The organism is Lentzea fradiae (genome assembly GCF_900100955.1).
GTDB classification, from domain to species: Bacteria; Actinomycetota; Actinomycetes; order Mycobacteriales; family Pseudonocardiaceae; genus Lentzea; species Lentzea fradiae.
On sequence record NZ_FNCC01000002.1, the window covers coordinates 24,345 to 46,212 of the forward strand.

Below are 21,868 nucleotides of genomic sequence, written 5' to 3' on the forward strand. Positions count from 1 at the left end.
CGTAGGAGGCGCACCACCGATGATCCCCCTGCCGCTCGCCAACCACCGGATCGGCCGAGCAGCGGTGACCTGCGAGTACCGCTGCGGGGACGCGTGTTTCCACGACGTCCCCAACACCTCCTCCAACCCCTACTTCGGCGACCTGGTCAGTCGGCGCACCGCGCTCAAGGCCGGTGCCGTCGTGGCCGCCGCGACCGCCCTGCCGGTCGGGACCGCCGTCACCGCCGCCGCCGCGCCCGAGACCCACGAGCGCGCTCCCAGGGGGCTCGACTTCACCCCGGTCGAGGTCAACACGAAGGACGCGGTCGTCGTCCCGGAGGGCTACCAGCAGGGTGTCGTCATCCGCTGGGGCGACCCGCTGTTCCCCGGCGTGCCGGAGTTCGACTTCGACCACCAGACCGCCGCGGCCCAGGAGAAGCAGTTCGGCTACAACTGCGACTTCGCCGCGATCCTGCCGCTGGACGCGCTCGGTCTCAGCGGGATCATGGTCACCAACCACGAGTACACCACCGAGTCGTTCATGTTCCGCAGCTACGACTCCGCGAACCCGACCGAGGAGCAGGTCAAGATCGGGTGGGCCGCGCACGGCCTGTCGGTGTTCCTGGTCAAGCGCTCGATGTTCTCCGGCCACTACCGGCCGCGCTTCAGCAAGTACAACCGCCGCATCACGCTGAACACGCCGTTCGAGGTGCGCGGCCCCGCCGCGGGCAGCGACCTGCTCAAGACGTCGGTCGACCCGACGGGCAAGAGGGTCTTCGGCACCATCAACAACTGCTCCGGCGGCGTCACGCCGTGGGGCACGATCCTGTCCGGCGAGGAGAACTTCAACCAGTACTTCGCCAACGCCGACGGCCGCAACGACCCGCGCCTGACCCGCTACGGCGTCAAGGGCACCGAGACGACGCGCAAGTGGGAGCGCTTCGACAAGCGCTGGGACCTCGCGCAGGAACCCAACGAGGTCAACAGGTTCGGCTGGATCGTCGAGATCGACCCGCACGACCCGGACTCCACGCCCGTCAAGCACACGCACCTCGGCCGGTTCAAGCACGAGACCGCGAACGTGCGCATCGCCGACGACGGCCGGGTGGTCGCGTACTCCGGTGACGACGAGCGGTTCGAGTACATCTACAAGTTCATCTCCAAGGGCAAGGTCAAGCACGGCAACAGCAAGGCCGCGCGCCGCCACAACATGACGCTGCTCGACGACGGCACGCTCTACGTCGGCCGGTTCAAGGGCGACAGCCCCGTCGAGGAGATCGACGGCACCGGCAAGCTGCCCGGCGACGGCAAGTTCGACGGCACCGGCGAGTGGGTTCCGCTGGCCTCGGGCAAGAGGTCCTTCGTCCCCGGCATGACCGCTGAGGAGGTGTACGTCTTCACGCGCATCGCGGCGGACAAGGTCGGCGCGACGAAGATGGACCGTCCCGAGGACATCGAGACGCACCCGCGCACCGGCACGGTCTACTGCGCCCTGAGCAACAACGTCGAGCGCGGCAACGAGGGCAAGGAAGGCGCCACCGAGCCGAACCCGCGTGTGCAGAACCGGCACGGCCAGGTGCTGGAGATCGTCGAACGGCGCGGCGACGCGCTGGCGCTGACGTTCGGCTGGAACCTGTTCCTGGTGTGCGGTGACCCGAAGGACCCGAACACCTACTTCGGCGGCTACGACAAGTCGAAGGTCAGCCCGATCTCCAGCCCCGACAACGTCGCCTTCGACCGGCACGGCAACCTGTGGATCTCCACCGACTCCGCGGGTGCGCTCGACGGCCTGAACGACGGCCTGTACGGCGTTCCGCTGGAGGGCAAGGAACGCGGTCACCTCAAGCTGTTCCTCACGGTGCCGCGCGGCGCGGAGACGTGCGGCCCGGTGATCGGCGAGCGTGTCGTCACGGTGTGCGTGCAGCATCCCGGTGAGGTCGACGGCGCGAGCGCGGACAACCCGGCGTCGCATTGGCCGGACGGCGGCGACTCGCAGCCGCGGCCGTCGGTGGTGGCGGTGTGGCGGGAAGGACACCGCCAGCTCGGCGAGATCGGCTGACAGCAGCGGTGCAGGACGTGTTCGCCGGCCGTTCACCTGCTGGACGGCCGGTCAACGCGTTGGCCTCTTAGGTTCGGCCAGTTCCCGAACCGAGACCGATCCCGGAGGCCAGCGTGTCCTCACCCGCCGATCGGGGCCGCCGCCTGCTGCCCCTGCTCCCGACGCACCACCCCCTCGGGCGTCAGGCCGTCACGTGCGAGTTCCGCTGTGGCAACGCCTGTTCGCACGATGCCCCCAACACCGCGCGGAACACCTACTTCGGCGACGTCGTCCAGGAGGTCGTGAGCCGCCGCGGCATGCTCAAGGCCGGTGCGGTCGTCGCCGCCGCCGGTGCGGGCGCGCTCGCGTTCTCCGGCTCGGCGTCCGCCGCTCCCCCGCCCCACGCAGGCCCCGGCAACGGCCCCGGTCGTGACGGTCTCGACTTCGAACCGGTGCGGCCCAACACGCTGGACGAGGTCGTCGTGCCGAAGGGGTTCGAGACCGACGTCGTGATCCGCTGGGGCGACGCCGTCACGCACGACGCGCCGGAGTTCGACTTCGACCGCCAGACCGCCGCCGCCCAGGCGAAGCAGTTCGGCTACAACAACGACTTCTGCGGTCTCGTGCCGCTGCCGGGCTGGGACCGCTGGCTCATGGTGAGCAACCACGAGTACACGACCGAAGAGTTCATGTTCAAGAACTGGAGCTCGGCCGCCCCGACCGAGGAGCAGGTGAAGATCGCGTGGGCCGCGCACGGCCTGTCGGTCGTGCAGGTCGAGCGCGAACACCGCACCGGCAAGCTCGTGGTGTCCAAGGACAAGAAGAAGTACAACCGCCGCATCACGCTCACCACGCCGTTCGAGGTGCGCGGACCGGCCGCCGGGTCGAAGTACCTGAAGACCTCCGCGGACCCGAGTGGCCGCAAGGTCCTCGGCACGCAGAACAACTGCGCGGGTGGCGTCACGCCGTGGGGCACGATCCTGTCCGGCGAGGAGAACTTCAACCAGTACTTCGCCAACGCCGACCTGGTCACCGACGCCGGCACGAAGGCCAAGCTCGGCCGTTACGGCTTCTCCGGCAAGGCGTCGCTGCGCAAGTGGGAGAACTACGACAAGCGCTTCGACCTCGCGCAGGAACCCAACGAGGCCAACAGGTTCGGCTGGATCGTCGAGATCGACCCGCTCGACCCGACGTCGACGCCGGTCAAGCACACCGCGCTCGGCCGCTTCAAGCACGAGGGCGCCAACGTCATCGTCGCGAAGGACGGTCGTGTCGTCGCGTACATGGGCGACGACGAACGCTTCGACTACATGTACAAGTTCGTCAGCGACGGCAAGTACCAGAAGGGCGAGTCGAAGCGCGCCCGCGAGCACAACAAGCGCCTGCTCGACTCCGGCACGCTCTACGTCGCCCAGTTCACCGGTGACAGCCCGGTCAGCGAGATCGACGGCACCGGAAAGCTGCCCGGCGACGGCGAGTTCGACGGCTCCGGCAAGTGGATCCCGTTGGCGCACAACGACAAGTCGTTCGTGCCGGGCTTCACCGCCGAGGAGGTCTACGTCTTCACGCGCCTCGCCGCCGACCAGGTGGGTGCCACGAAGATGGACCGTCCCGAGGACGTCGAGCCCTCGCTGAAGAACCGCCGCGTCTACGCCGCGCTGACCAACAACACCGACCGCGGCGTGAAGCCCGGCAAGGAAGGCGCCACCGAGGTCGCGCCGCGCGTGAACAACAAGCACGGCCACGTGCTGGAGCTCGAAGAGCGCCGTTCGGACAACACGGCGACCACGTTCTCGTGGAAGCTGCTGCTGGTCTGCGGCGATCCGAACTCGCCGGACACCTACTTCGGCGGCTACGACAAGTCGCAGGTCAGCCCCATCTCGTGCCCGGACAACGTCGCGTTCGACCCGCGGGGCAACCTGTGGATCTCGACCGACGGCAACGCGTTGAAGTCCAACGACGGCGTCTTCGCGGTGCCGGTCGAGGGCAGGCGGCGCGGCCAGGTGAAGCAGTTCCTCACCGTGCCGAGGGGCGCCGAGGCGTGCGGCCCGGTCATCACCGACGACTTCGTCCTGGTGTCGGTGCAGCACCCCGGCGAGATCGACGGCGCGTCGGCGAACAACCCGTTGTCGCACTGGCCGGACGGCGGCACGTCACAGCCGCGTCCCGCCGTCGCCGTCGCGTGGCGCGAGGACCGCCGCCGCATCTGCGACTGACCCCGTCCGGTTGGGGATGGGATGACCGGATCGTCCACTGTGGATGACGCGTGCCGTGGGAAGTCACCGGCGGTACGCGTCGTCTCACGTGGTGCGCTCGTTTGAACCAGCCCGACGACCAGCCCGTATGACCAGGTGGCTGCACCGCGGACAGCCGGGACACGTCGCACTGTCTATCCACTTGGGAGTGAGTGATGATGAAGCGTGCTGGTCTCGTGCTCGTCGCGACGGCACTGATCGGCGTCGGAGCAGGGGCGGCGGGTTCCACCGCCGCCCCCACGCCCGCACTGCTCGACAGCCCGGACGCACGGGTCGCCTCCGCGGTCCAGCTGCCGCAGGGCCACCGGGTCGTCGCCAGGTTCCACGCCAAGGGCGTGCAGACCTACACCTGTACCGCCGGTGCCTGGAAGGGCTTGGAACCGGCCGCGACACTGGCCGACCGGCTGGGACGGTCGGTCGGCCTGCACTCGCGAGGTCCGGTCTGGGTCTCCACCGTCGACGGCAGCGCGGTCGAGGCAGCCCCGGTCGACGGCGCGCGCAACGACGTGACGGGAGCCGTTCCGGAGCTGTTGTTGCAGGCCAAGACCACCAGGGGCACCGGCGTGTTCGCGGGCGTCAGCTACGTGCAGCGCCTCGCTACCAAGGGCGGCCTCGCCCCGGCGGGCGGCTGCACGACCGAGGGCGAGCAGACGTCCACGCCCTACGAAGCGCTCTACACCTTCGCCGCGCCAGCCCGCTGAACCAGGGCGACGACGGCCGCGCTGACCATCGTGACGCCGACGACCCAGAGGCCCGTCCTCTGGGTCCCGGTCAGGTCGTGCAGCCACCCGGTGACGTAGGGAGCGGCGAACCCGCTCACGTTGCCCAGCGAGTTGATCAACGCGATTCCGCCCGCTGCCGCCGTGCCGCCCAGGAAGCTCGTCGGCAGCGCCCAGAACGTGGGCAGCGCCGCGCAGACGCCGATCGCGCACACCGACACGGCCACCATCGCCGCGACCGGGTGTTCGAGGTAGAGCGCGACCGGGATCGCCGCGCCGCCGAGCAGCATCGGCGCGGCGACGTGCCACTTCCGCTCCCCCGTGCGGTCGCCGTGCCGGGCCCACAGGACCATCGCCACGGCACCGAGGACGTACGGGATCGCGTTGATCAGCCCGCGCTCGACGACACCGGCCTCGGGCGCGAGCCCCTTGATGATCGTCGGCAGGAAGAACCCCAGCGTGTACAGCCCGTACACGATCCCGAAGTACACGAAGCTCAACGCCAGGACGCGCGGGTGCGTCAACGCCTTCCGCAGCGGCCAGTGCTCCTCGGCGGGCTGCTCGACGGCCTCCGCGGGCTTGTCCGGCAGCCAGAACCACGTCACGAACGCCAGCGCGATCGCGGGAACGCCCTCGATCAGGAACATGGTGCGCCAGTCGAACCACTCGATCAGCAACGCGCTGAACGTGGACCCGACCGCCGTCGAGATCGGCACCGCCACCATGAACAGCGCGACGATCCGCGCCCGGTCCTTCTGCGGGTACCAGTACGTCAGGTACAGGATGATGCCAGGGAAGAACCCGGCCTCCGCCACCCCCAGCAGGAACCGCAGCACGACCAGCACGGTCCCGTTGGGCACGAACGCCATCGCGGTGGCGACGATCCCCCAGGTGACCATGATCCGCGCGATCCACCGGCGCGCCCCGAACCGGTGCAGCGCGAGGTTGCTGGGCACCTCCAGCAGCAGGTAGCCGATGAAGAACACGCCGGACGCGAACCCGAACACCGTCGCCGAGAGCCGCAGCTCCTCCGACATGCCGTTGGGTCCGGCGAACCCGATGTTGACGCGGTCCAGGTAGTTGACGAAGTACAACACGCACAGGTACGGCAGGATCAGCTTCCTGGGCACTATGGTCCCCCCATGAGTGATCGTCCGGTCGCCCTCGTCACCGGGGCATCCAGCGGAATCGGCGCGGCCATCGCCCGCAGTCTGGCCCCCACCCACGACCTCCTGCTGGGTGGACGCGACGAGACGGCGTTGTCGCTGCTCGCAGCGGAGCTCCCCGGCGCCACGGCGTGGCCCTTCGACCTGACCGACGTGGCCTCGGCCGACCTGGGAGCGGCCTCCCGCCTCGACGTGCTGGTGCACAGCGCGGGCATCGCCCTGCTCGGCCCGCTGGCGGAGGCGTCCCGGGACGACTGGCGCCGCACGTTCGACGTCAACCTCTTCGCCGTGGCCGAACTGACCAACCTGCTCCTCCCGCGGCTGCGAGAGGCGGGCGGCCACGTCGTCCTGATCAACTCGGGCGCCGGCCGCAACGCCAACCCGGGCTGGGGCGTCTACGCGGCCTCGAAGTTCGCCCTGCGCGCCTACGCGGACGCCCTGCGCGGCGACGAGCCGTCGTTGCGCGTGACGTCGGTGTACCCCGGCCGGACCGCGACCCCGATGCAGGAGGACGTGCGCCGCCAGGAGGGCGGCGACTACGACCCGGCCAAGTACATCGACCCGGCCTCGGTGGGGCGGGCGGTGGCGTCGGCCGTGCTGGCGACGCCGGACGCCCACATCACCGAGGTGGTCGTGCGCACCCGCTGAGCCGTCCCGCCGGGGTCAGCTCGACCGCAGCCGCCGGGCGACCTCGGCCACCCCGGCCTGCGCCTCGGCCCGGTCCACCCTGGTCGACTCCCCACCGGCCACCACGTGGTCGCCGGCCACCCACACGTCCATGACCGCGCGCGACCCCGAGCCCCACACGAGGTTGGCGAGCAGCTGCTCGTCGGGCGCGTCGAGGCCGGTGGCGAACGACGGGTCGTCGGCGGAGACGTGCACGACATCCGCCCAGCGGCCGGTCTCCAGCGCGCCGATGTCGGTGCGGCCCAGCGCCCGGGCGCCGCCGCGGGTGGCCATCAGCAGCACCCCGGCCGCGGTGAGCACGGTCGCGTCCATCGTCGACACGCGGGCCAGCAGCCCGGCCAGGCGGGCTTCCTCGAACAGGTCCAGGTCGTCGTTGGACGCCGGGCCGTCGGTGCCCAGGCCGACCGCGACGCCTGCCGCCAGCATCTCCGGGACGCGGGCGATGCCCGAGGCGAGCTTCATGTTGGAGCCGGGGCAGTGCGCCACGCCGACGCCGGCCGCCGCGTACAGCGCGATGTCGTCGTCGGACAGGTGGACGGAGTGCGCGGATAGCACCCGGCCGCCCAGCACGTCGGACGCCTTCAGCAGGGCGGGCACCGAGCCGTGCTCGGCGCGCTGTGCCTCGTCCTCGAACGGCGACTCGGCCACGTGCACCATGAACAGCGCGCCGCGGGACCGTGCCTCCGCGGCGATCTCGGTCAGCTGGGCGGGTGCGAGCGTGTAGGCGGAGTGGGGGCCGTAGGCGAGCTCGACGCGGCCGCCGGGACCGGACACGAGGCCGTCGGAGTCGATCCACGACGAGATGTCTTCGGTCATGGCCTTCCAGTCCATGCCCGGCACGTCGAGGATCGCGCCGCCGAAGACGACGCGCGAACCGGCGGCGAGCACCGACGACACCAGCTCCCTGCCGTGGAAGTACATCTCGGCGGACGTCGTCACGCCGTACCGCAGCATCTCGACGGCGCTGAGCAGCATGCCCGCGCCGATGTCGGCGGCGGTCATCTTCGCCTCGTTGGGCCACATCTGCTCCTGCAGCCACCGCAGCAGCGGCAGGTCGGAGCCCAGGCCGCGCAGCACCGTCATCGGGCTGTGCGCGTGGGTGTTCACGAGGCCGGGGAGCAGGATGCCGGACAGGCGGCGGACCTCGCCGTCGAACGCGGGTGCCTCGGCGGCGGCACCTACGTGGGTGATCCGGCCGTCCACGACGTCCACGACCGCGTCGCGCAGGACGGTGCAGGACGCGTCGCAGGGCAGGACCACCGGGGCGTGCAGGCGCAATGACATGCGGAGAATCCTGCCAGGTGACGGCCGTCACATTGATGTGTGGATCCGGGGCGCGGGGGAATCCTGTCCCCGTCGGGCGCGGGCCGACCCCCAGGGTCCGCCCCGGCCTAGAACTTCCTCCCTGATCAAAGGGCTCGTCGCGCACAACCCCGGCGGGCCCTTTGCGCTTCCCGGGCAACCGTCGACACCACGAGGACGTCTCTTGATCATGTCGAAGAAGCCGTGCACCTCCAGTGGGACCTTCCGGCGCGCGCAGAAGCCCGCCACCCCCAAGCCGCCGACCCGCCGCTGAGTTGGCATGATCACGCGGCACGGTACGGGCGTGATCACGCGGAGGCATCAGTGGCCGACATCGACCCCCAGCACGACGAGCAGACCAGCGATGTCGAGATGACGCAGGAGTTCGACGTCATCCGCGACGACAGCTGAGTCACGTCACGGGCAGATCGGCGCGGACCGTCCACCCGGCCGGTTCGCGCCTGCCCGCCGAGAACGTCCCGCCGAGCAGCTCCACGCGCTCGCGCATCCCCACGATCCCGTACCCGCCCGAACCGCCGACCGGTGCTCCGGAGGCCACGCCGTCGTCGGCCACGCGCAGGTGCAGCATCCCGTCACCCGACGACAGCGAAACGTCCACTGAGGACACAGCGGAAGCGTGTTTCCGGGTGTTCGTCAGGGATTCCTGGACGAGCCGCAGCACCGACCGGGCCAGCTCCTGCGGCACCGCGTCCCGCAGGTCGAACGAGAGCCGCACCGGCAGGCCGGACTCGTCTGCCAGCGCCCGCACGTCGTCCTGCAACGACGAGGACGCGGCGGGACCGGCGGCCGAGGTGCCGTCGCGCATCTTGCCGACGAGGCGGCGCATCGCGGTCAGCGCCTCGTTGCCGGACGCGGCGATCAGCGGCAGCACGTCGACGTCCCGGTTGACCTGACCGGCGTTCGCGTGCACGACGATCGCGGTCACGTAGTGCGCCACCACGTCGTGGAGCTCCCGCGCCAACGCCATCCGTTCGGCGTTCTGGGCCGCCGCGACGGACGCCGCCAGCTGAGACGCGCGTTCGCTGTCGCGTGCCCGGAAGTACAGGCCGGTGCCGACGGCGAGCACGAGCAGGATGCTTCCGCCGAGCACGGACGCCCACGGGTCCGGCTGCCACGTCTGGTACTCGACGGGCGCCACCACCGGCCAGCCGATGAACTCGGCGCCGACCACCGCCGCGACGATCAGGACGGTGCCGACCACCGCGCGCAGGCGGGAGACCTCGCGCACGAGGATCGCGATGGTCGCCATCGAGGCGCCGACCATCGACACGCTGACACCGCTGACGAAGAAGTACGGGCGGAACCAGGTGTCGGTCAACCGCAGGCAGAAGGCCGTGCAGATCATGCCCGCCGGCACGAGCAGCGTCGCGTCGAGCGGCCGCCACGGCGCGAGCACCGCGACCGTGCAGACGACCAGTCCGCCGAGGACCTGCACCAGGCCGAAGACGCTTTGCAGCGCCGCGAGCTCCGCGAGGCTGATGGCGGCGAGCGAGGACGCCAGCGGCCACTGGCGCTTGACGAGCGACCGCCAGCTCAGTTCCGTGCTCTCCACCCGCACCACAGTAGGGCCGTACGGGTGACCTCGCGTCCGACTCGGGGATAACCCGGCATCAGCCAGAAGGCTGAGAGGACGACCTGCGGAAATACCCTCACGGCGGATGCCGGTCGACAACGCGGTGACGGACTCTGGAGTGCAGTGATCGGGGAACGGAGGACACCGTGTTGTCAGTTGTGTTCACTTGGGCGGCCGCAGTCGTCGGCCTGTTGGTCCTGGCTCTGATGGCCCTCACGGGCGTGATGATCGACTCGCAGAACTAGCCGGAGAACCCGGGGGTTCCCGGTGCCGGCGTGTGATGGGGAAGTCAGACGCCGGCCAGCGAGTTCTGCTGGCGGAGCAGCTCCGCCAGCCTGCTCGTCGGCTGGGGACGTGTCTCGTCCACCGCGGTGGTGAAGCGCGCGGGCGCACCGGTCCGTGCGCGCGCCGCGGCGGCGGTGTCGAGCCGGAACGCGGGACGTGCCGCGGACGGGCGTTGGCGCGAGCGCAGCCAGGCGAGCCGGTGCAGGGCCTCCGCGTGGTGGTCCGTGATCGTCACAGCGGCTTTGTCGAACGAGTGCAGCACTGCCGCGTTCAGGTGAACGGTCGCGAAGTCCCGCCACAGCGTGCGTTCGGACGACGTGTCGAGGCCCAGCGCCTCGGCGACCTCGCGGGCCACGCCGTAGGCGCCTTCCTCGGCCAGTGAGCGGGTGCCGATCTCGGCGCCGACGAACCACGAGTTGAACGGCGCCGCCGGGTAGTGGACGCCGCCGATCGACAGCCGCATGTTCGCGATGACCGGGACCGCGTGCCAGCGCAGCCCGAGCTCGCCGAACCACGGCAGGTCCGGGTGCTCCAGCGGGACCTCGTGCACGATCTCGGACGGCAGAGTGAACAGCCGCGGTCCCTCGTGCTGCGTCTCCACCACCAGCGGCAGCGGGTCGAACCGCGACCGCCGAGCGGGTGGCCGCCACCCCATGCCCTGCATCGTCTCGGTGAACTGGGCGTAGCGCCGGTCCCCCGTCCCGTCGGAGTACCCGGCGTACCGGACGAGCTGCTCGTTCCAGATCACCGGTCCGGGCGAGCCGGGCGCGTCCGGTGCGAACACCGTGACCAGCGGCCGGATCCGGCCGCCGTTGGTCGCGAGCCGCAGGTGCTCGACGCACTCGCCGGCGACGGCGGCGGCGTTGCGGTAGCCGCGCAGGTCGCGGACCTTCAGCCGGCGCCACGGCACGCCGGAGGTGCACCAGCCGGAGTCGCGCAGCGCGATCCGCGCACCGTAGGCGAGCTCGTCGGTGGTGTGGCGGTAGGTTCCGGTCTCGGCGATCTCGGCGCGCACCGCGGCGATGCGGGCGGACAGCGAGCCTGCGTCGGAGTGCGCCGCGTGGAACATGCGGACGAACTCCTCCGCGACGGGGAGGACGTCGGGGGTCACGAAGCGAGAACCTATGGCCGGAACGGCCTCACGCGTCACTGCCACTCGGGGCATTTCGGGTGATCAACACCGGCCACCCCACCGAGTGACACTCAGACGCGTAGTGGTGAAACCGCGGGCTTGAGACCTCGATCAGGTGAGGTCGTTGCGCCGGAACATCAGGTCGTGCGAGACGCGGCCCTCGTTCACGGCCCGCTGCTCGAACTTCGTGACGGGCCGCCAGTCCGGTCGCGGCGCCCAGCCGTCGAAGACGTTGGTCAGCAGCCGCTCGCCGGAGCAGACCTCCAGCATCTGGTCCGCGTAGTGCTCCCAGTCCGTCGCGAGGTGCAGCACACCGCCCGGCTCCAGGCGCGAGGCGAGCAGCGACACGAACTCGGGCTGCACGAGCCGGCGCTTGTGGTGCTTCTTCTTCGGCCACGGGTCCGGGAAGAAGATCCGCACGCCGTGCAGCGACGCGGGCGCGATGTGGTCGGTCAGCAGGTCGACGGCGTCACCGCGCAGCACGCGCAGGTTGTCGAGCCCGCCGAGGTGCTCGGCGCGCAGCAGCAGCTGGGCAAGCCCCGGCTTGTAGACCTCGACGGCCACGTAGTTGAGCTCGGGGGCGGCGGCGACCAGCTGCGAGGTGGTCTCGCCCATGCCGGAACCGATCTCCAGCAGCACCGGGGCGGAGCGGCCGAACCACGAGTCGAAGTCGACCGGGCCCTCCGGCAGCGACTTCACGTCGTTGCCCATCTTCTCCCAGTACGTCTCCCAGGCGCGTTCCTGCCCGACGGTCATGCGCTCGCCGCGCTGGACGAAGCTGACGACGGAACGGGGGAACTCAGGCCGGGTCACGACCGCACAGTCTAGGTCGTGTCCTGCGGGCCCGTTCGGCGAGAGGCCCGCAGGACACGGCCTACGCGATCAATTCGATGTCCTCGATCTGCGCGCGCAGGTCAGCGACGGTGAAGTCGATGGGCTGCGCCTGGCCGGGGCCGTGGTGCGCCGGAACGAGGTGGATCCACCCGCGGTGGGAGTCGGTGAACTGCACGGTCGTCGGTGTCGCCGGGCCGTAGACCCCGCTTTCGGAGGGGACGTACTCCCAGTAGCCGACCTCACCGAAGTCCGCCCAGGGCACGAACACCCATCCGGGACGCACGGACAGCAGTGCCGTCACCGCGTCCTCGACGGCGTGCCCCTCGGCGCGGGACGAGAGCTTCCCGCGGTCGAGCGCACGCAACCACCACGGCGCCGGGGCGCTGCCCGCCGCTCTCACCGACCGGTAGGTCGTGAGGACCTGGTCCTCGTCCGCCTTGTTCACCCACGAACCGCGGGTCTCGGCCGGCGTTCCGGCGAGACCGGGGGAGTTGGGCACCTCGAGCGCTTCCGACCACTCGAGGCTGAGCATTGCTTCGACATGAACCGCCACAGGCCACCTCCGGGCTGGGGATAACCCCATTGAACGGGAAGCCAAACGCCAGGGTTGTCCGAATTGTCCATCTTCACTGATTGTTAACAGCGCCCTTACTCACGTTGTGACCCCGAGCACGTTGCACCATGTGGTGGAAACGCGATGTAGCCGACGTGCCGTTGCTGCCCGCGCTCGCCGTCGTGCTGCCGTTGCTGCTGGCCGCGCAGACGGTCGAGGAGCAGGAGTGGCACCTGGACGCGCTGGACGTCCACGCCGCGCAGGACCTGACCCGCGGCGAGGGCGTGGTCGTCGCGGTGATCGACTCCGGCGTCGACGCACGGCACCCCGACCTCGTGGGACAGGTCCTGCCGGGAGTGGGTTTCGGCAGGTCGAAGGGCACGGACGGCACCACCGACACCGACGGTCACGGCACGGGGATGGCCGGGATCATCGCCGCCACCGGCCGCGGCGGCGGTGCGCTCGGCATCGCTCCCGGCGCGAAGATCCTCCCGGTCGCGAGCGTCGACGAGAAGGACAGGTTCGCGCTCGACACCGTCGGCGAGAGCATCAGGTGGGCGGCCGACCACGGTGCCAAGGTCGTCAACCTGTCCCTCGGCTTCTCCAGCTCGCTGACGCCGACGCTGGTCAAGGCCGTGAACTACGCCATGGACAAGGACGTCGTCCTCGTCGCCGCCACCGGCAACGAGGACGGGGTGGTCTCCGCGCCCGCCAACATCGGCGGGGTGGTCGCGGTCGCGGGAACGGACCGCGACGGGCGGCCGTGGCGGTCGTCCAACGTCGGCCCGGACACCGCGCTCGCGGCACCGGCGGTCGGCATCGTCACCACGGCGCCGATGAGCGTCTACGCGAGCGGGTACGCCGAGATGGACGGCACGAGCGCGGCGTCGGCGATCGTCGCCGGGGTCGCCGCGCTGGTCAGGGCGAGACATCCGGGGATGGCGGCGAAGGACGTCGTGAACGTGCTGGTCAGCACCGCGACGGACATCGCGGGACCGGGCAGGGACGAGGCGACCGGGTTCGGCGTGGTCGACCCGGTGGCCGCGCTGAGCACACGGCTCCCGCCCGTGGAGCGCAACCCGCTGCTGCCCGCGCCGAGGCCGTCGACGACACCGCCTCCGGCCGCCCAGCCCGCCGCGGAGCCGGTCGCCGACGTCGCGGACCGGCTCCCGTTCGTCGCCGCCGTCCCCGGTGGCACCGCTGTGCTGACGGGACTGCTGATCGCGGTGCCCGCGGCCAGGTCGCGGCGCCCCCGGTCCGTCAGTGCGCCTGGTACTCCACCGACTCCCTGGTGAGCTGCATGAAAGCCTCCTCCAGCGACCCGCGCTGAGGGCTGAGCTCGTGCAGGACGATCCCGTGCTCCGCCGCGAGCTCGCCGATCCTGTCCGCGGGCAGCCCCTGCACGACCAGCGCGTTGCCCGCCGGGTCCTCGGTGACCGTCGCGGACGCGGCGAGCAGCTCGCGCAGCCGCACCGCCTGCGGTGACCGCACCCGGACGTGGTCCTGGGTGGCGTCGGCGATGAACTGCTCGGTCGAGGTCTGCGCGATCAGCTGCCCCTTGCCGATCACGACGAGCTCCTGCGCGGTCTGCGCCATCTCCGACAGCAGGTGGCTCGACACGAACACCGTGCGGCCCTCGTCCGCGAGCCGGTGCAGGAACTGCCTGATCCACAGGATGCCCTCGGGGTCGAGGCCGTTGACCGGCTCGTCGAACAGCAGCACCTCGGGGTCGCCGAGCAACGCGCCCGCGATGCCGAGCCGCTGCGCCATGCCGAGCGAGAACCCGCCCGCGTTCTTGCCGGCGACCTCGGACAGGCCGACGACCTCCAGCACCTCGTCCACCCGGCTGACCGGGATCCGGTTGGACACCGCGAGCCACTTCAGGTGGGCGCGGGCGGAGCGGTTGGGGTGCACCCACTTCGCGTCGAGCAGCGCGCCGACCTTGCGCAGCGGCTCCTTGAAGTCGGCGTAGTGCCTGCCGTCGATCTTGACGTCACCCCCGGTGGGCGTGTCGAGGCCGAGGATCATCCGCATGGTCGTGGACTTGCCCGCGCCGTTCGGGCCGAGGAACCCGGTCACGCGGCCGGGCCGGACGGTGAACGACAGGTCGTCGACGGCCTTGGTCCGGCCGTAGTGCTTGCGCAACCCCACTGCTTCGATCATGGCCTCTCCCGTTGCTCGCTCGAAACGACTGATCGGGACGTGGGTCGTCCCCCGACGGCCGACCCACGTCCCGCTCCCCCTACCCGGTCACGCGTCCCGCCTCTTGGCGACGACCAGCGCGACCACCAGCAACGCGACGGCGATGCCGGCGAAGTAGCCGAACGAACCCCACTCGCTCAACTTGAAGTCGACGCCCTGCCCGCCCTGCTCTGGGCTGTCGGAGCCCATCGACAGGAAGTGGCTGGCGTTCATGAAGGGCAGCCACGCCTGGATCTTGACGCCGGCCTTCGGGATGATGCCGATCAGGTTCTCGGCGAGCATCTGCCACACCAGCAGGATCGCGATGGCACCGGCGCTCTGGCGGACCAGGATGCCGATGGCGACGGCCATGACCGCACCGAAGGCGTAGATCAGGCCGATGCCCGCCACGTGGCGCCACTCGGCGGCGGTGTTGATCGCCAGGTCGGACTCCGGCGAGATGAGCTTGGCGACACCCCACGAGCCGAAGGCGACGATCTCGCCGAGCAGTGCGGCGATGAACGCGACCACGACCGTCTTCGCGACGAGCGCCGACGTGCGGTTCGGCACCGCGAGGAAGGTGGCGCGGATGGTCTGGAAGCGGTACTCGGTGGTGACGGCGAGCGCCGCCATCACGAGCACCACGGCGATCGCGAGCTGGCCGCTGCCGATCTGGGTGAGCCCGAGCGGGATCGGTCCGTCGCTCGCCGCCGCGAAGATCGCGGTGATGCCGACGCCGAGTGCCAGGGCGAGAGCGCTGCACCAGTAGGGCGAACGCGTGGAGAAGAGCTTGATTCTCTCGACTGCCAACAGGGTCATCAGACTCACTTCCCGATCTCTGCGTGGTACTCGACAGCATCGCCCGTCAGCTGCATGAACGCCTCTTCGAGCGAAGCGCGCTGGGTGCTCAGCTCGTGCAGCACGACACCGTTGGCGGCGGCGATGTCACCGACCTGGTCGCTGGTGGCACCCGAGACGGACAGCGCGCCGTCCGTGCCGTCGTGCACCGTGAAGCCCTTGTCCACGAGCAGCGGACCCAGCTTCGAAGCCTGGGGACTGCGCACCAGGACCGTGTTCCCCGTCGAGCGGTCGATGAACTCCTGCGTGCTCGTCTGGGTGATCAGCTTCCCCCTGCCGATCACCACCAGCTCGCTCGCGGTCAGCGCCATCTCCGACAGCAGGTGGCTCGACACCAGGACGGTGCGGCCCTCCGCGGCGAGGTTCTGCATGAACGTGCGGATCCAGAGGATGCCCTCCGGGTCGAGGCCGTTGACCGGCTCGTCGAACAGCAGCACCTTCGGGTCGCCGAGCAGTGCCGCGGCGATCCCCAGCCGCTGCGACATGCCGAGCGAGAACCCGCCGGCGTTCTTGTTCGCCACCTGCGTGAGGCCGACGGCGTCGAGCACCTGCCCGACGCGCTCCTTCGGCAGGCCGTTGGACTTCGCGAGCCAGCTCAGGTGGGCGCGGGCGGACCGGTTGGGGTGCACCCACTTCGCGTCGAGCAGCGCGCCGACCGTCCGCAGTGGACGGTTCAGGTCGGTGTAGGGCTTCCCGTCGATCAGCACGCGGCCTGCCGTCGGGCGGTCCAGCCCCAGGATCATCCGCATCGTGGTCGACTTGCCGGCCCCGTTCGGACCGAGGAAGCCGGTCACCTGTCCTGGCTGGACGGTGAACGACAGGTCGTCGACCGCGACCGTCCTGCCGTATCTCTTGGTGAGGCCGATTGCCTCGATCATCTTCGTTCCCCTCTCGGTGTTGGGAACACTCTCCAACGCCGGGGGCCACCGCCACATCGCCCTGGAGTCTGCGCGTGCGTCAACTTCCGTCGCCGGGTGCCGCTACCTCGGTCGTAGTTGAATGAGCCACATGGGATACACCGATGCCCCCGAGGGCTGGTGGCGCGAGTTCGTCCTGGCCACGCCCGCCCGCACCGGCAAGCTCGCGGTCACCCGCAAGGACGGGTCCCCGCACGTCGCGCCGGTCTGGGTGGACCTCGACGGCCCCGACGTCGTCTTCCTCACCGCGCGCGACACGATCAAGGGCAAGTCGATCCTGCGCGACGGGCGGGTGGCGCTGTGCTTCGACGACGAGACGCCGCCGTTCAACTTCGTGACGGTCACCGGGCGCGCGATCGTCGACGAGGACCCCGAGCAGCTGAAGTACTGGGCAGGGCGCACCGCCGCCCGTTACATGGGCGCCGGCCAGGCCGACGCGTACGCCGAACGCAACGGCGTGCCCGGCGAGATGGTCGTCCGGGTCAAGGTCGACAAGGTCGTCGCCAAGCAGAACGTGGCCGACTGACCCCGCTCAGGCCGGGAAGAACCGGTCGAGCACCTGTGCCGCGCCGTCGTCGAGGACCGTGGGGCAGACCTCGTCCGCGACCGCCTGGACGTGCGCGGGTGCCTGCCCCATCGCGACGCCGTGCCCCGCCCACCTCAGCATCTCGACGTCGTTGGAGCCGTCGCCGATCGCGAGGGCGTCCCGCGGGTCGATGCCGAGCTCGCCGCTCAGGTCGTGCAGCGCGGAGCCCTTCGTGACGTCCGCCGGGACGACGGTCAGCCACGCCTCGGTGTGGTCGGTCGTCCACTCGACGCCCGGCAGGTGCAGGTCCTTCACCGCGAACGCCAGCTCGGCCGGGGTGCGGTCGAGCCAGCGCAGGACGAGCCGCGGCGTCGGGGTGGCGGCGATCTCGTCGAACGTCGCGTCGACCGTCTCGCCCCACAGGTCGCCGGGCAGGAAGCGGCCGAGGCTGAGGTTGCCGACGCCGGTCCGCTCGACCGCGAACACGCTGCCGGGCAGCAGCGCCCGCAGCTTCTCGACGGCCGGACCGGGGTCGAACGTCGTGCGCTTCGGGATCTCCCGCGTGGCCGGGTCCCACCACACGGCGCCGTTCGAGCAGAGGGCGAACGAGACGGGCAGCTGGGCGGCGATCGGGGTGACGCCGACCAAACTCCGCCCGGTGGACAGCACGACCTTGACGCCGTGGTCCGTCACGCGGGTGATCGCCGCCTTCACCGCGGGCGAGATGTCGTTCGAGCCGACCCCGGTCAGGGTTCCGTCGATGTCCAGCGCCACCAGGCGGGGTCTCCAGTTCACTGGCACCACCCTAGGCGAGCATTAGTGAATTGTGGTTCACTAACCCCGTGGCACGGCCTCGCACCATCACCGACGAACGCGTCCTGGCCGCCGTCGCGGCCGTCATCGACCGGCGCGGACCGGAGTTCACCATCGCCGACGTGGCGGCGGAGGCCGGGGTCTCGGTGGGGGCGGTGGCCAAGCGGTTCGGGTCCAAGAGCGGGTTGCTCCAGGCGCTGACCAGGGCGGGGACCGAGGAGGTCGTCCGCAGGACGCGCGCGGCCGGTTCCGTGCGCGAGGCGCTGCTGACGTGGTTCGACCGGCTGGCGGACCCGGTGGTGGCCACCAACAACCTGGCGCAGCTCGGTGTCGACCTGATCGACCCGGAGCTGCGCGCGCTGCTGGCCAGGCACTACGCGGTGCTGGAGGAGGAGCTGGAGGCGCTCTGCGCGCGGGAGGGCCTGCCGGCCGGTGCGGCGCGGGTGCTGGCCGCGCTGGTGTACGGGATCTCGATGGACTGGTCGGTCCGGCCGCGGGGGGACCTGCTGACGCGGACGGCCGAGGACGTCGACATGGTGTTGAAGGGGATGCGCTGATGGCCACGTGGGGTGAGTTCGCCGCCGAGCAGCCGGAGATGGCGGCGTTCGTGGAGGGACGGTTCGCCGCTGATCGGCACGCGATGATCGCGACGTTGCGGAAGGACGGAGCGCCCCGGATCAGCGGGGTGGAGCCCGACTTCTCGCGCGGGGAGCTGTGGGCGGGGATGATGCCCGGCTCGCTGAAGTCCCGTGACCTGCAACGGGATTCGCGGTTCGCGCTGCACTGCGTGAGCACCGTCGCGTCGATGACGTCGGACGGCGACGCGAAGATCAGCGGGACCGCTGAGCTGTGCGCGGACAAGGAGCTGTACCTGGCCGAGCTGTTCGAACGGACCGGGTGGAAGCCGGCCCCCGAGGAGATCGACCTCTTCCGGTTCGACGTGAACGAGGTCGTGCAGCTGACGGTCGAGGGGGACGAGATGGTTGTTCTGTCGTGGGGAGAGGGGCGGGGAGTTCGTCGTGTCGTCAAGAAGTGAGGGGTACGTGCCGCCTGACCTGAGCGGGAAGGTCGCTGTGGTCACGGGTGGCACTCGTGGTGCCGGGCGGGCCATCGCCGTCGAGCTGGGGGCGGCTGGGGCCACTGTTTTCGTGGGTGGTCGCACCACCCGGAACTCGCGGTCCGATGTCGGGCGGGACGAGACGATCGAGGAGACGGCGGAACTGGTGTCCGCCGCCGGCGGGAAGGGGGTCGCTGTCCGGTGCGACTTCACTGTTCCGTCCGATGTGGACGCGTTCGCTGCCGCTGTCGGTGATCGGATCGATGTTCTCGTCGACAACGCTTGGGGTGGGGAGAACCTCGTCGAGTGGGGGAAGTTCTGGGAGCACGATCTCGAGCGGCAGTTGCGGATGTGGCGGAACGGGGTGGAGTCGCATCTGGTCGCGTTGCATCGGTTGATGCCGTTGGTGTTGCGGTCTTCTGACGCGTTGGTGGTCGAGGTCACCGACGGGGAGGACGGGGAGGCTTACTTCGTCAACCTGCCGTACGACGCGGTCAAAGCGTCTGTTCGGCGGTTCGGGGAGGTTCTGGCGAAGGATCTTGCGGAGTTTCCCGCTGTCACGGCTTTGTCCGCTACGCCTGGGTTTCTGAGGTCTGAGCAGATGCTGGAGGGGTTCGGGGTCACCGAGGCCAACTGGCGGGATGCCGTGGAGAAGGTTCCCGACTACGCGTTGTCGGAGACTCCGCATTATCTGGGGCGGGGAATCGCCTGTCTGGCCGGGGATTCGGAGCGGCGGCGGTTTGCCGGGCGGTGTCTGTCGTCTTGGCGGTTGATGCGGGAGTACGGGTTCACCGATCTCGACGGGTCGCGGCCCGACTGGGGGCGGTGGTACGAGGAGGTGGTGAAGCCCCGGGAGGCCGGAGTCGCTGTCTCGGCTGATCCGGTCGAGTACCGCTGAGCGCCGTTGCGCCGCGCCAGAGGTTCTGTCCCGCCGTTCCTGCTCCCCCGCCCGCGTGTCATCCGGCTAGCGGCCACCGACGCCTCTGCGTGACGTGACTTTGGACGCGGGGACCCCGCGTACTCGTGCATGATACGTAGGGTCCCCGCGTGTTCTCCGGGAAACACGAAAGAGAAGGGCGTCGTCACGGACAGCACTTCTGGAAGTGCTTAGGCGTCGCCAGGGCGTACCAGGCCGGTTTCGTAGGCCAGGACCACTGCTTGTACGCGGTCGCGTAGTTCCAGCTTGGCCAGGATTCTGCCCACGTGGGTCTTCACCGTCGCTTCGGACAGGAAGAGCTTCCTGGCGATCTCGGTGTTCGACAGGCCCTTGGCGATGAGGACCAGGACCTCTCGTTCGCGTTCGGTCAGGACGTCGAGGACGGTGGCGTCGCGGAGCTCGCCGCCGCCGTCGCCGAGGAAGCGGCCCAGTAGGCGTTTGGTCACCGACGGGGAGACCACCGCGTCGCCTGAGGCCACTGCTCGGAGGGCCGAGACCAGGTCTGCCGGGGGTGTGTCCTTCAGCAGGAAGCCGCTTGCTCCGTTGCGGAGGGCGGAGAGGGCGTACTCGTCCATGTCGAAGGTGGTCATCACCAGGACCTTGGCCGTGTCTGCCGCGGCGATGCGTTTTGTTGCTTCCACGCCGTCCAGCACTGGCATGCGGACGTCCATGAGGACTACGTCGGGGCGGAGCTTTTCGGCCATCTGGACTGCGTCCAGGCCGTCGCCTGCTTCGCCGATCACGTCGATGTCCTCTTGTGCGCCCAGCACCATGCGGAAGCCCATGCGCATGAGTTCCTGGTCGTCTACCAGCAGCACCCGAATCACTCGATCACCCTATGCGGCTAGTGGGAATGTCGCGCGGACCCGCCAGCCGCCGCCCGGGTTGGGGCCCGCTTCGAAGTCGCCGCCCAGGACGGCTGCTCGTTCGCGCATGCCGATGAGGCCGTTGCCGCCGGAGACCTTGACCACGTCGTGGGGGGTGCCGAAGCCGTTGTCGACCACTTCCAGGCGCAGCTCTTCCGGGGTTCTGGCGATGCGGACCAGGGCCGAGGTGCCTGTGCCCGCGTGTTTGATGGTGTTGGTCAGCGCTTCCTGGACTATGCGGTAGACGCTCAGGCCGACGCCTGCCGGGAGGTTCTCGACGTCGCCCGCTATCTCCAGGCGGACCGGGACGCCTGCCGCTCTGGTGTTCTCGGCCAGTTCGACCACGCCTCGTGCGTCCGGCTGGGGGGCCCACTGGGTCTCGGCGTCCTCGCTGCGGAGGACGCCCAGGAGGCGGCGCATCTCGGTGAGGGCCAGGCGGCCTGTTTCGGCGATCGTCCTGACCGCGTTCTCGGCCATCTCCGGCTGGGTTCTGATGGCGTAGGCGGCGCCGTCGGCGTGGACGATCATCACGCTCACCGCGTGGGCGACGACGTCGTGCAGTTCTCTGGCTATTCGGGAGCGTTCCTCGCCCACGGCGATCTTGGCTTGCTGGTCGCGTTCGGTTTCCAGGAGGACCAGGCGTTGTTCGAGCTCTCGCTGGTAGGCGCGGCGGGCGCCGATGAACTCGCCCATCGCCCAGCTGAAGCCGAAGATGACGAAGACCAGGAAGACCAGGAGGACTGCCTGGATCTCGCCGATCTGGAAGATCGCCCACAGCATCGTGCCCGCGAGCAGCCAGGCCGCGTAGACCAGGCCCGCTTTGCGGCCCACGTACGCGACGAGCGTGTAGAGGGCCACCGCCAGGGCGAAGTCGGAGCCTCGGACCGGGATGCCGTTGCTGCCGCCGTGGGTGAACAGTTGCAGGAAGCCGCCCGCGAGGATCAGGTAGCTCGCGCCCAGCGGGTGGTGCCTGCGGAACGGCAGGGGGCCGAGCATCAGCAGGGTCACGGCGAGGAACGCGGAGAACGACACCCCGCGGTCCACCGCTGTGGCGGCCACGCCCAGGTCGAAGAGCAACAAGAACCCGGCGATCAGGGAGTCCCCGAACGCCGGGTGAGCCTTCATCCACAGGCTGAACCGCCGCACCGCTCAAGGTTAGGTGCGGGCCG

The 21,868-nt window shown here is 70.1% G+C and carries 22 protein-coding genes; 10 read left to right on the forward strand and 12 right to left on the reverse strand.

The window, feature by feature from the left end:
- Nucleotides 1-19: 19 nt before the first annotated feature.
- The 3 genes from BLT23_RS04045 to BLT23_RS04055 all read left to right on the forward strand — a co-directional run bounded on the left by BLT23_RS04045 (nt 20) and on the right by BLT23_RS04055 (nt 4,973).
- On the forward strand, nt 20-2,038 hold the full coding sequence (locus tag BLT23_RS04045) for a PhoX family protein (protein WP_090045826.1): 2,019 nt from the start codon (nt 20-22) through the stop codon (nt 2,036-2,038).
- A gap of 113 nt (nt 2,039-2,151) precedes the next feature.
- Complete coding sequence (locus BLT23_RS04050; RefSeq protein ID WP_090045828.1) at nt 2,152-4,233, forward strand: PhoX family protein; 2,082 nt, start codon at nt 2,152-2,154, stop codon at nt 4,231-4,233.
- Nucleotides 4,234-4,427: 194 nt separating this feature from the next.
- On the forward strand, nt 4,428-4,973 hold the full coding sequence (locus tag BLT23_RS04055; protein ID WP_245743596.1) for a DUF3455 domain-containing protein: 546 nt from the start codon (nt 4,428-4,430) through the stop codon (nt 4,971-4,973).
- Here BLT23_RS04055 and BLT23_RS04060 read toward each other — a convergent pair.
- Nucleotides 4,946-6,121 (reverse strand): MFS transporter, encoded by a 1,176-nt coding sequence (locus BLT23_RS04060; protein ID WP_245743598.1) that lies wholly within the window; start codon nt 6,119-6,121, stop codon nt 4,946-4,948. The two genes, BLT23_RS04055 and BLT23_RS04060, sit on opposite strands and share 28 nt — an antisense overlap.
- 12 nt (nt 6,122-6,133) lie before the next feature.
- Here BLT23_RS04060 and BLT23_RS04065 point away from each other — a divergent pair, with 12 nt between their 5' ends.
- Nucleotides 6,134-6,805, forward strand: a complete 672-nt coding sequence (locus BLT23_RS04065; protein WP_090046793.1) for an SDR family oxidoreductase — start codon at nt 6,134-6,136, stop codon at nt 6,803-6,805.
- Nucleotides 6,806-6,820: 15 nt separating this feature from the next.
- On the opposite strand, the gene BLT23_RS04070 is transcribed toward BLT23_RS04065, so the two are convergent.
- Nucleotides 6,821-8,128: an amidohydrolase family protein gene (locus BLT23_RS04070; protein ID WP_090045829.1), complete on the reverse strand. Its 1,308-nt coding sequence runs from the start codon at nt 8,126-8,128 to the stop codon at nt 6,821-6,823.
- 222 nt (nt 8,129-8,350) lie between these two features.
- Here BLT23_RS04070 and BLT23_RS39845 point away from each other — a divergent pair, with 222 nt between their 5' ends.
- Complete coding sequence (locus tag BLT23_RS39845) at nt 8,351-8,557, forward strand: hypothetical protein (protein ID WP_143035813.1); 207 nt, start codon at nt 8,351-8,353, stop codon at nt 8,555-8,557.
- A gap of 1 nt (nt 8,558) precedes the next feature.
- Here BLT23_RS39845 and BLT23_RS04075 read toward each other — a convergent pair whose 3' ends face one another.
- The 4 genes from BLT23_RS04075 to BLT23_RS04090 all read right to left on the reverse strand — a co-directional run bounded on the left by BLT23_RS04075 (nt 8,559) and on the right by BLT23_RS04090 (nt 12,523).
- A complete protein-coding gene (locus BLT23_RS04075; protein WP_090046794.1) occupies nt 8,559-9,719 on the reverse strand; it encodes a sensor histidine kinase in 1,161 nt (386 codons plus the stop codon).
- 310 nt (nt 9,720-10,029) lie between these two features.
- Entirely contained in the window at nt 10,030-11,136 is a 1,107-nt protein-coding gene (locus BLT23_RS04080) for a nitric oxide synthase oxygenase (RefSeq protein WP_281248818.1), read from the reverse strand.
- Nucleotides 11,137-11,268: 132 nt separating this feature from the next.
- Entirely contained in the window at nt 11,269-11,913 is a 645-nt protein-coding gene (gene trmB / locus BLT23_RS04085; RefSeq protein WP_218133661.1) for a tRNA (guanosine(46)-N7)-methyltransferase TrmB, read from the reverse strand.
- A 118-nt stretch (nt 11,914-12,031) separates the two neighbouring features.
- Nucleotides 12,032-12,523, reverse strand: coding sequence for a hypothetical protein (locus BLT23_RS04090; protein WP_245743600.1), 492 nt, complete (start codon nt 12,521-12,523; stop codon nt 12,032-12,034).
- Nucleotides 12,524-12,672: 149 nt separating this feature from the next.
- On the opposite strand from BLT23_RS04090, the gene mycP reads away from it, so the two are divergent.
- Complete coding sequence (gene mycP, locus BLT23_RS04095; protein ID WP_090045841.1) at nt 12,673-13,839, forward strand: type VII secretion-associated serine protease mycosin; 1,167 nt, start codon at nt 12,673-12,675, stop codon at nt 13,837-13,839.
- On the opposite strand, the gene BLT23_RS04100 is transcribed toward mycP, so the two are convergent.
- From BLT23_RS04100 to BLT23_RS04110, 3 genes are all read right to left on the reverse strand, one after another.
- On the reverse strand, nt 13,805-14,707 hold the full coding sequence (locus BLT23_RS04100) for an ABC transporter ATP-binding protein (RefSeq protein WP_090045844.1): 903 nt from the start codon (nt 14,705-14,707) through the stop codon (nt 13,805-13,807). The genes mycP and BLT23_RS04100 overlap by 35 nt on opposite strands.
- An 87-nt stretch (nt 14,708-14,794) precedes the next feature.
- A complete protein-coding gene (locus tag BLT23_RS04105) occupies nt 14,795-15,544 on the reverse strand; it encodes a hypothetical protein (RefSeq protein WP_090045846.1) in 750 nt (249 codons plus the stop codon).
- A gap of 5 nt (nt 15,545-15,549) precedes the next feature.
- Nucleotides 15,550-16,461 carry an ABC transporter ATP-binding protein gene (locus BLT23_RS04110; protein ID WP_090045849.1) on the reverse strand — a complete coding sequence of 304 codons (912 nt, stop codon included), beginning with the start codon at nt 16,459-16,461 and terminating at the stop codon, nt 15,550-15,552.
- 130 nt (nt 16,462-16,591) lie between these two features.
- Between BLT23_RS04110 and BLT23_RS04115 the strand changes: the two genes are divergently transcribed.
- Complete coding sequence (locus BLT23_RS04115; protein WP_090045852.1) at nt 16,592-17,026, forward strand: PPOX class F420-dependent oxidoreductase; 435 nt, start codon at nt 16,592-16,594, stop codon at nt 17,024-17,026.
- 6 nt (nt 17,027-17,032) lie between these two features.
- Here the strand turns inward: BLT23_RS04115 and BLT23_RS04120 are convergent, their stop codons facing one another.
- Nucleotides 17,033-17,821 (reverse strand): HAD family hydrolase, encoded by a 789-nt coding sequence (locus tag BLT23_RS04120; protein ID WP_090045854.1) that lies wholly within the window; start codon nt 17,819-17,821, stop codon nt 17,033-17,035.
- 47 nt (nt 17,822-17,868) lie between these two features.
- Here BLT23_RS04120 and BLT23_RS04125 point away from each other — a divergent pair, with 47 nt between their 5' ends.
- From BLT23_RS04125 to BLT23_RS04135, 3 genes are read left to right on the forward strand one after another with little or no spacing between them, the layout of a single operon-like run.
- Nucleotides 17,869-18,396 (forward strand): TetR/AcrR family transcriptional regulator, encoded by a 528-nt coding sequence (locus tag BLT23_RS04125; RefSeq protein ID WP_090045857.1) that lies wholly within the window; start codon nt 17,869-17,871, stop codon nt 18,394-18,396.
- Nucleotides 18,396-18,875 (forward strand): pyridoxamine 5'-phosphate oxidase family protein, encoded by a 480-nt coding sequence (locus tag BLT23_RS04130; protein WP_090045860.1) that lies wholly within the window; start codon nt 18,396-18,398, stop codon nt 18,873-18,875. The genes BLT23_RS04125 and BLT23_RS04130 overlap by 1 nt, the downstream gene beginning before the upstream one ends.
- A 7-nt stretch (nt 18,876-18,882) precedes the next feature.
- Nucleotides 18,883-19,794, forward strand: coding sequence for an SDR family oxidoreductase (locus BLT23_RS04135; RefSeq protein ID WP_245743603.1), 912 nt, complete (start codon nt 18,883-18,885; stop codon nt 19,792-19,794).
- 209 nt (nt 19,795-20,003) lie between these two features.
- On the opposite strand, the gene BLT23_RS04140 is transcribed toward BLT23_RS04135, so the two are convergent.
- Together BLT23_RS04140 and BLT23_RS04145 are read right to left on the reverse strand one after the other, a co-directional pair.
- Nucleotides 20,004-20,660, reverse strand: coding sequence for a response regulator (locus BLT23_RS04140; RefSeq protein WP_090045863.1), 657 nt, complete (start codon nt 20,658-20,660; stop codon nt 20,004-20,006).
- A 9-nt stretch (nt 20,661-20,669) separates the two neighbouring features.
- Nucleotides 20,670-21,845, reverse strand: coding sequence for a sensor histidine kinase (locus tag BLT23_RS04145; RefSeq protein ID WP_342713636.1), 1,176 nt, complete (start codon nt 21,843-21,845; stop codon nt 20,670-20,672).
- Between the last annotated feature and the right edge of the window lie 23 nt (nt 21,846-21,868).

Excerpts from the sequence above, each read along its gene's own strand:
- BLT23_RS04045 (WP_090045826.1), top strand. The coding sequence starts at position 20 with ATGATCCCCCTGCCGCTCGCCAACCACCGGATCGGCCGAGCAGCGGTG.
- BLT23_RS04055 (WP_245743596.1), top strand. The coding sequence starts at position 4,428 with ATGATGAAGCGTGCTGGTCTCGTGCTCGTCGCGACGGCACTGATCGGC.
- BLT23_RS04065 (WP_090046793.1), top strand. The coding sequence starts at position 6,134 with ATGAGTGATCGTCCGGTCGCCCTCGTCACCGGGGCATCCAGCGGAATC.
- BLT23_RS04070 (WP_090045829.1), bottom strand. The coding sequence starts at position 8,128 with ATGTCATTGCGCCTGCACGCCCCGGTGGTCCTGCCCTGCGACGCGTCC.
- trmB (WP_218133661.1), bottom strand. The coding sequence starts at position 11,913 with ATGACCGTCGGGCAGGAACGCGCCTGGGAGACGTACTGGGAGAAGATG.
- BLT23_RS04090 (WP_245743600.1), bottom strand. The coding sequence starts at position 12,523 with ATGCTCAGCCTCGAGTGGTCGGAAGCGCTCGAGGTGCCCAACTCCCCC.
- mycP (WP_090045841.1), top strand. The coding sequence starts at position 12,673 with ATGTGGTGGAAACGCGATGTAGCCGACGTGCCGTTGCTGCCCGCGCTC.
- BLT23_RS04100 (WP_090045844.1), bottom strand. The coding sequence starts at position 14,707 with ATGATCGAAGCAGTGGGGTTGCGCAAGCACTACGGCCGGACCAAGGCC.
- BLT23_RS04105 (WP_090045846.1), bottom strand. The coding sequence starts at position 15,544 with ATGACCCTGTTGGCAGTCGAGAGAATCAAGCTCTTCTCCACGCGTTCG.
- BLT23_RS04110 (WP_090045849.1), bottom strand. The coding sequence starts at position 16,461 with ATGATCGAGGCAATCGGCCTCACCAAGAGATACGGCAGGACGGTCGCG.
- BLT23_RS04115 (WP_090045852.1), top strand. The coding sequence starts at position 16,592 with ATGGGATACACCGATGCCCCCGAGGGCTGGTGGCGCGAGTTCGTCCTG.
- BLT23_RS04130 (WP_090045860.1), top strand. The coding sequence starts at position 18,396 with ATGGCCACGTGGGGTGAGTTCGCCGCCGAGCAGCCGGAGATGGCGGCG.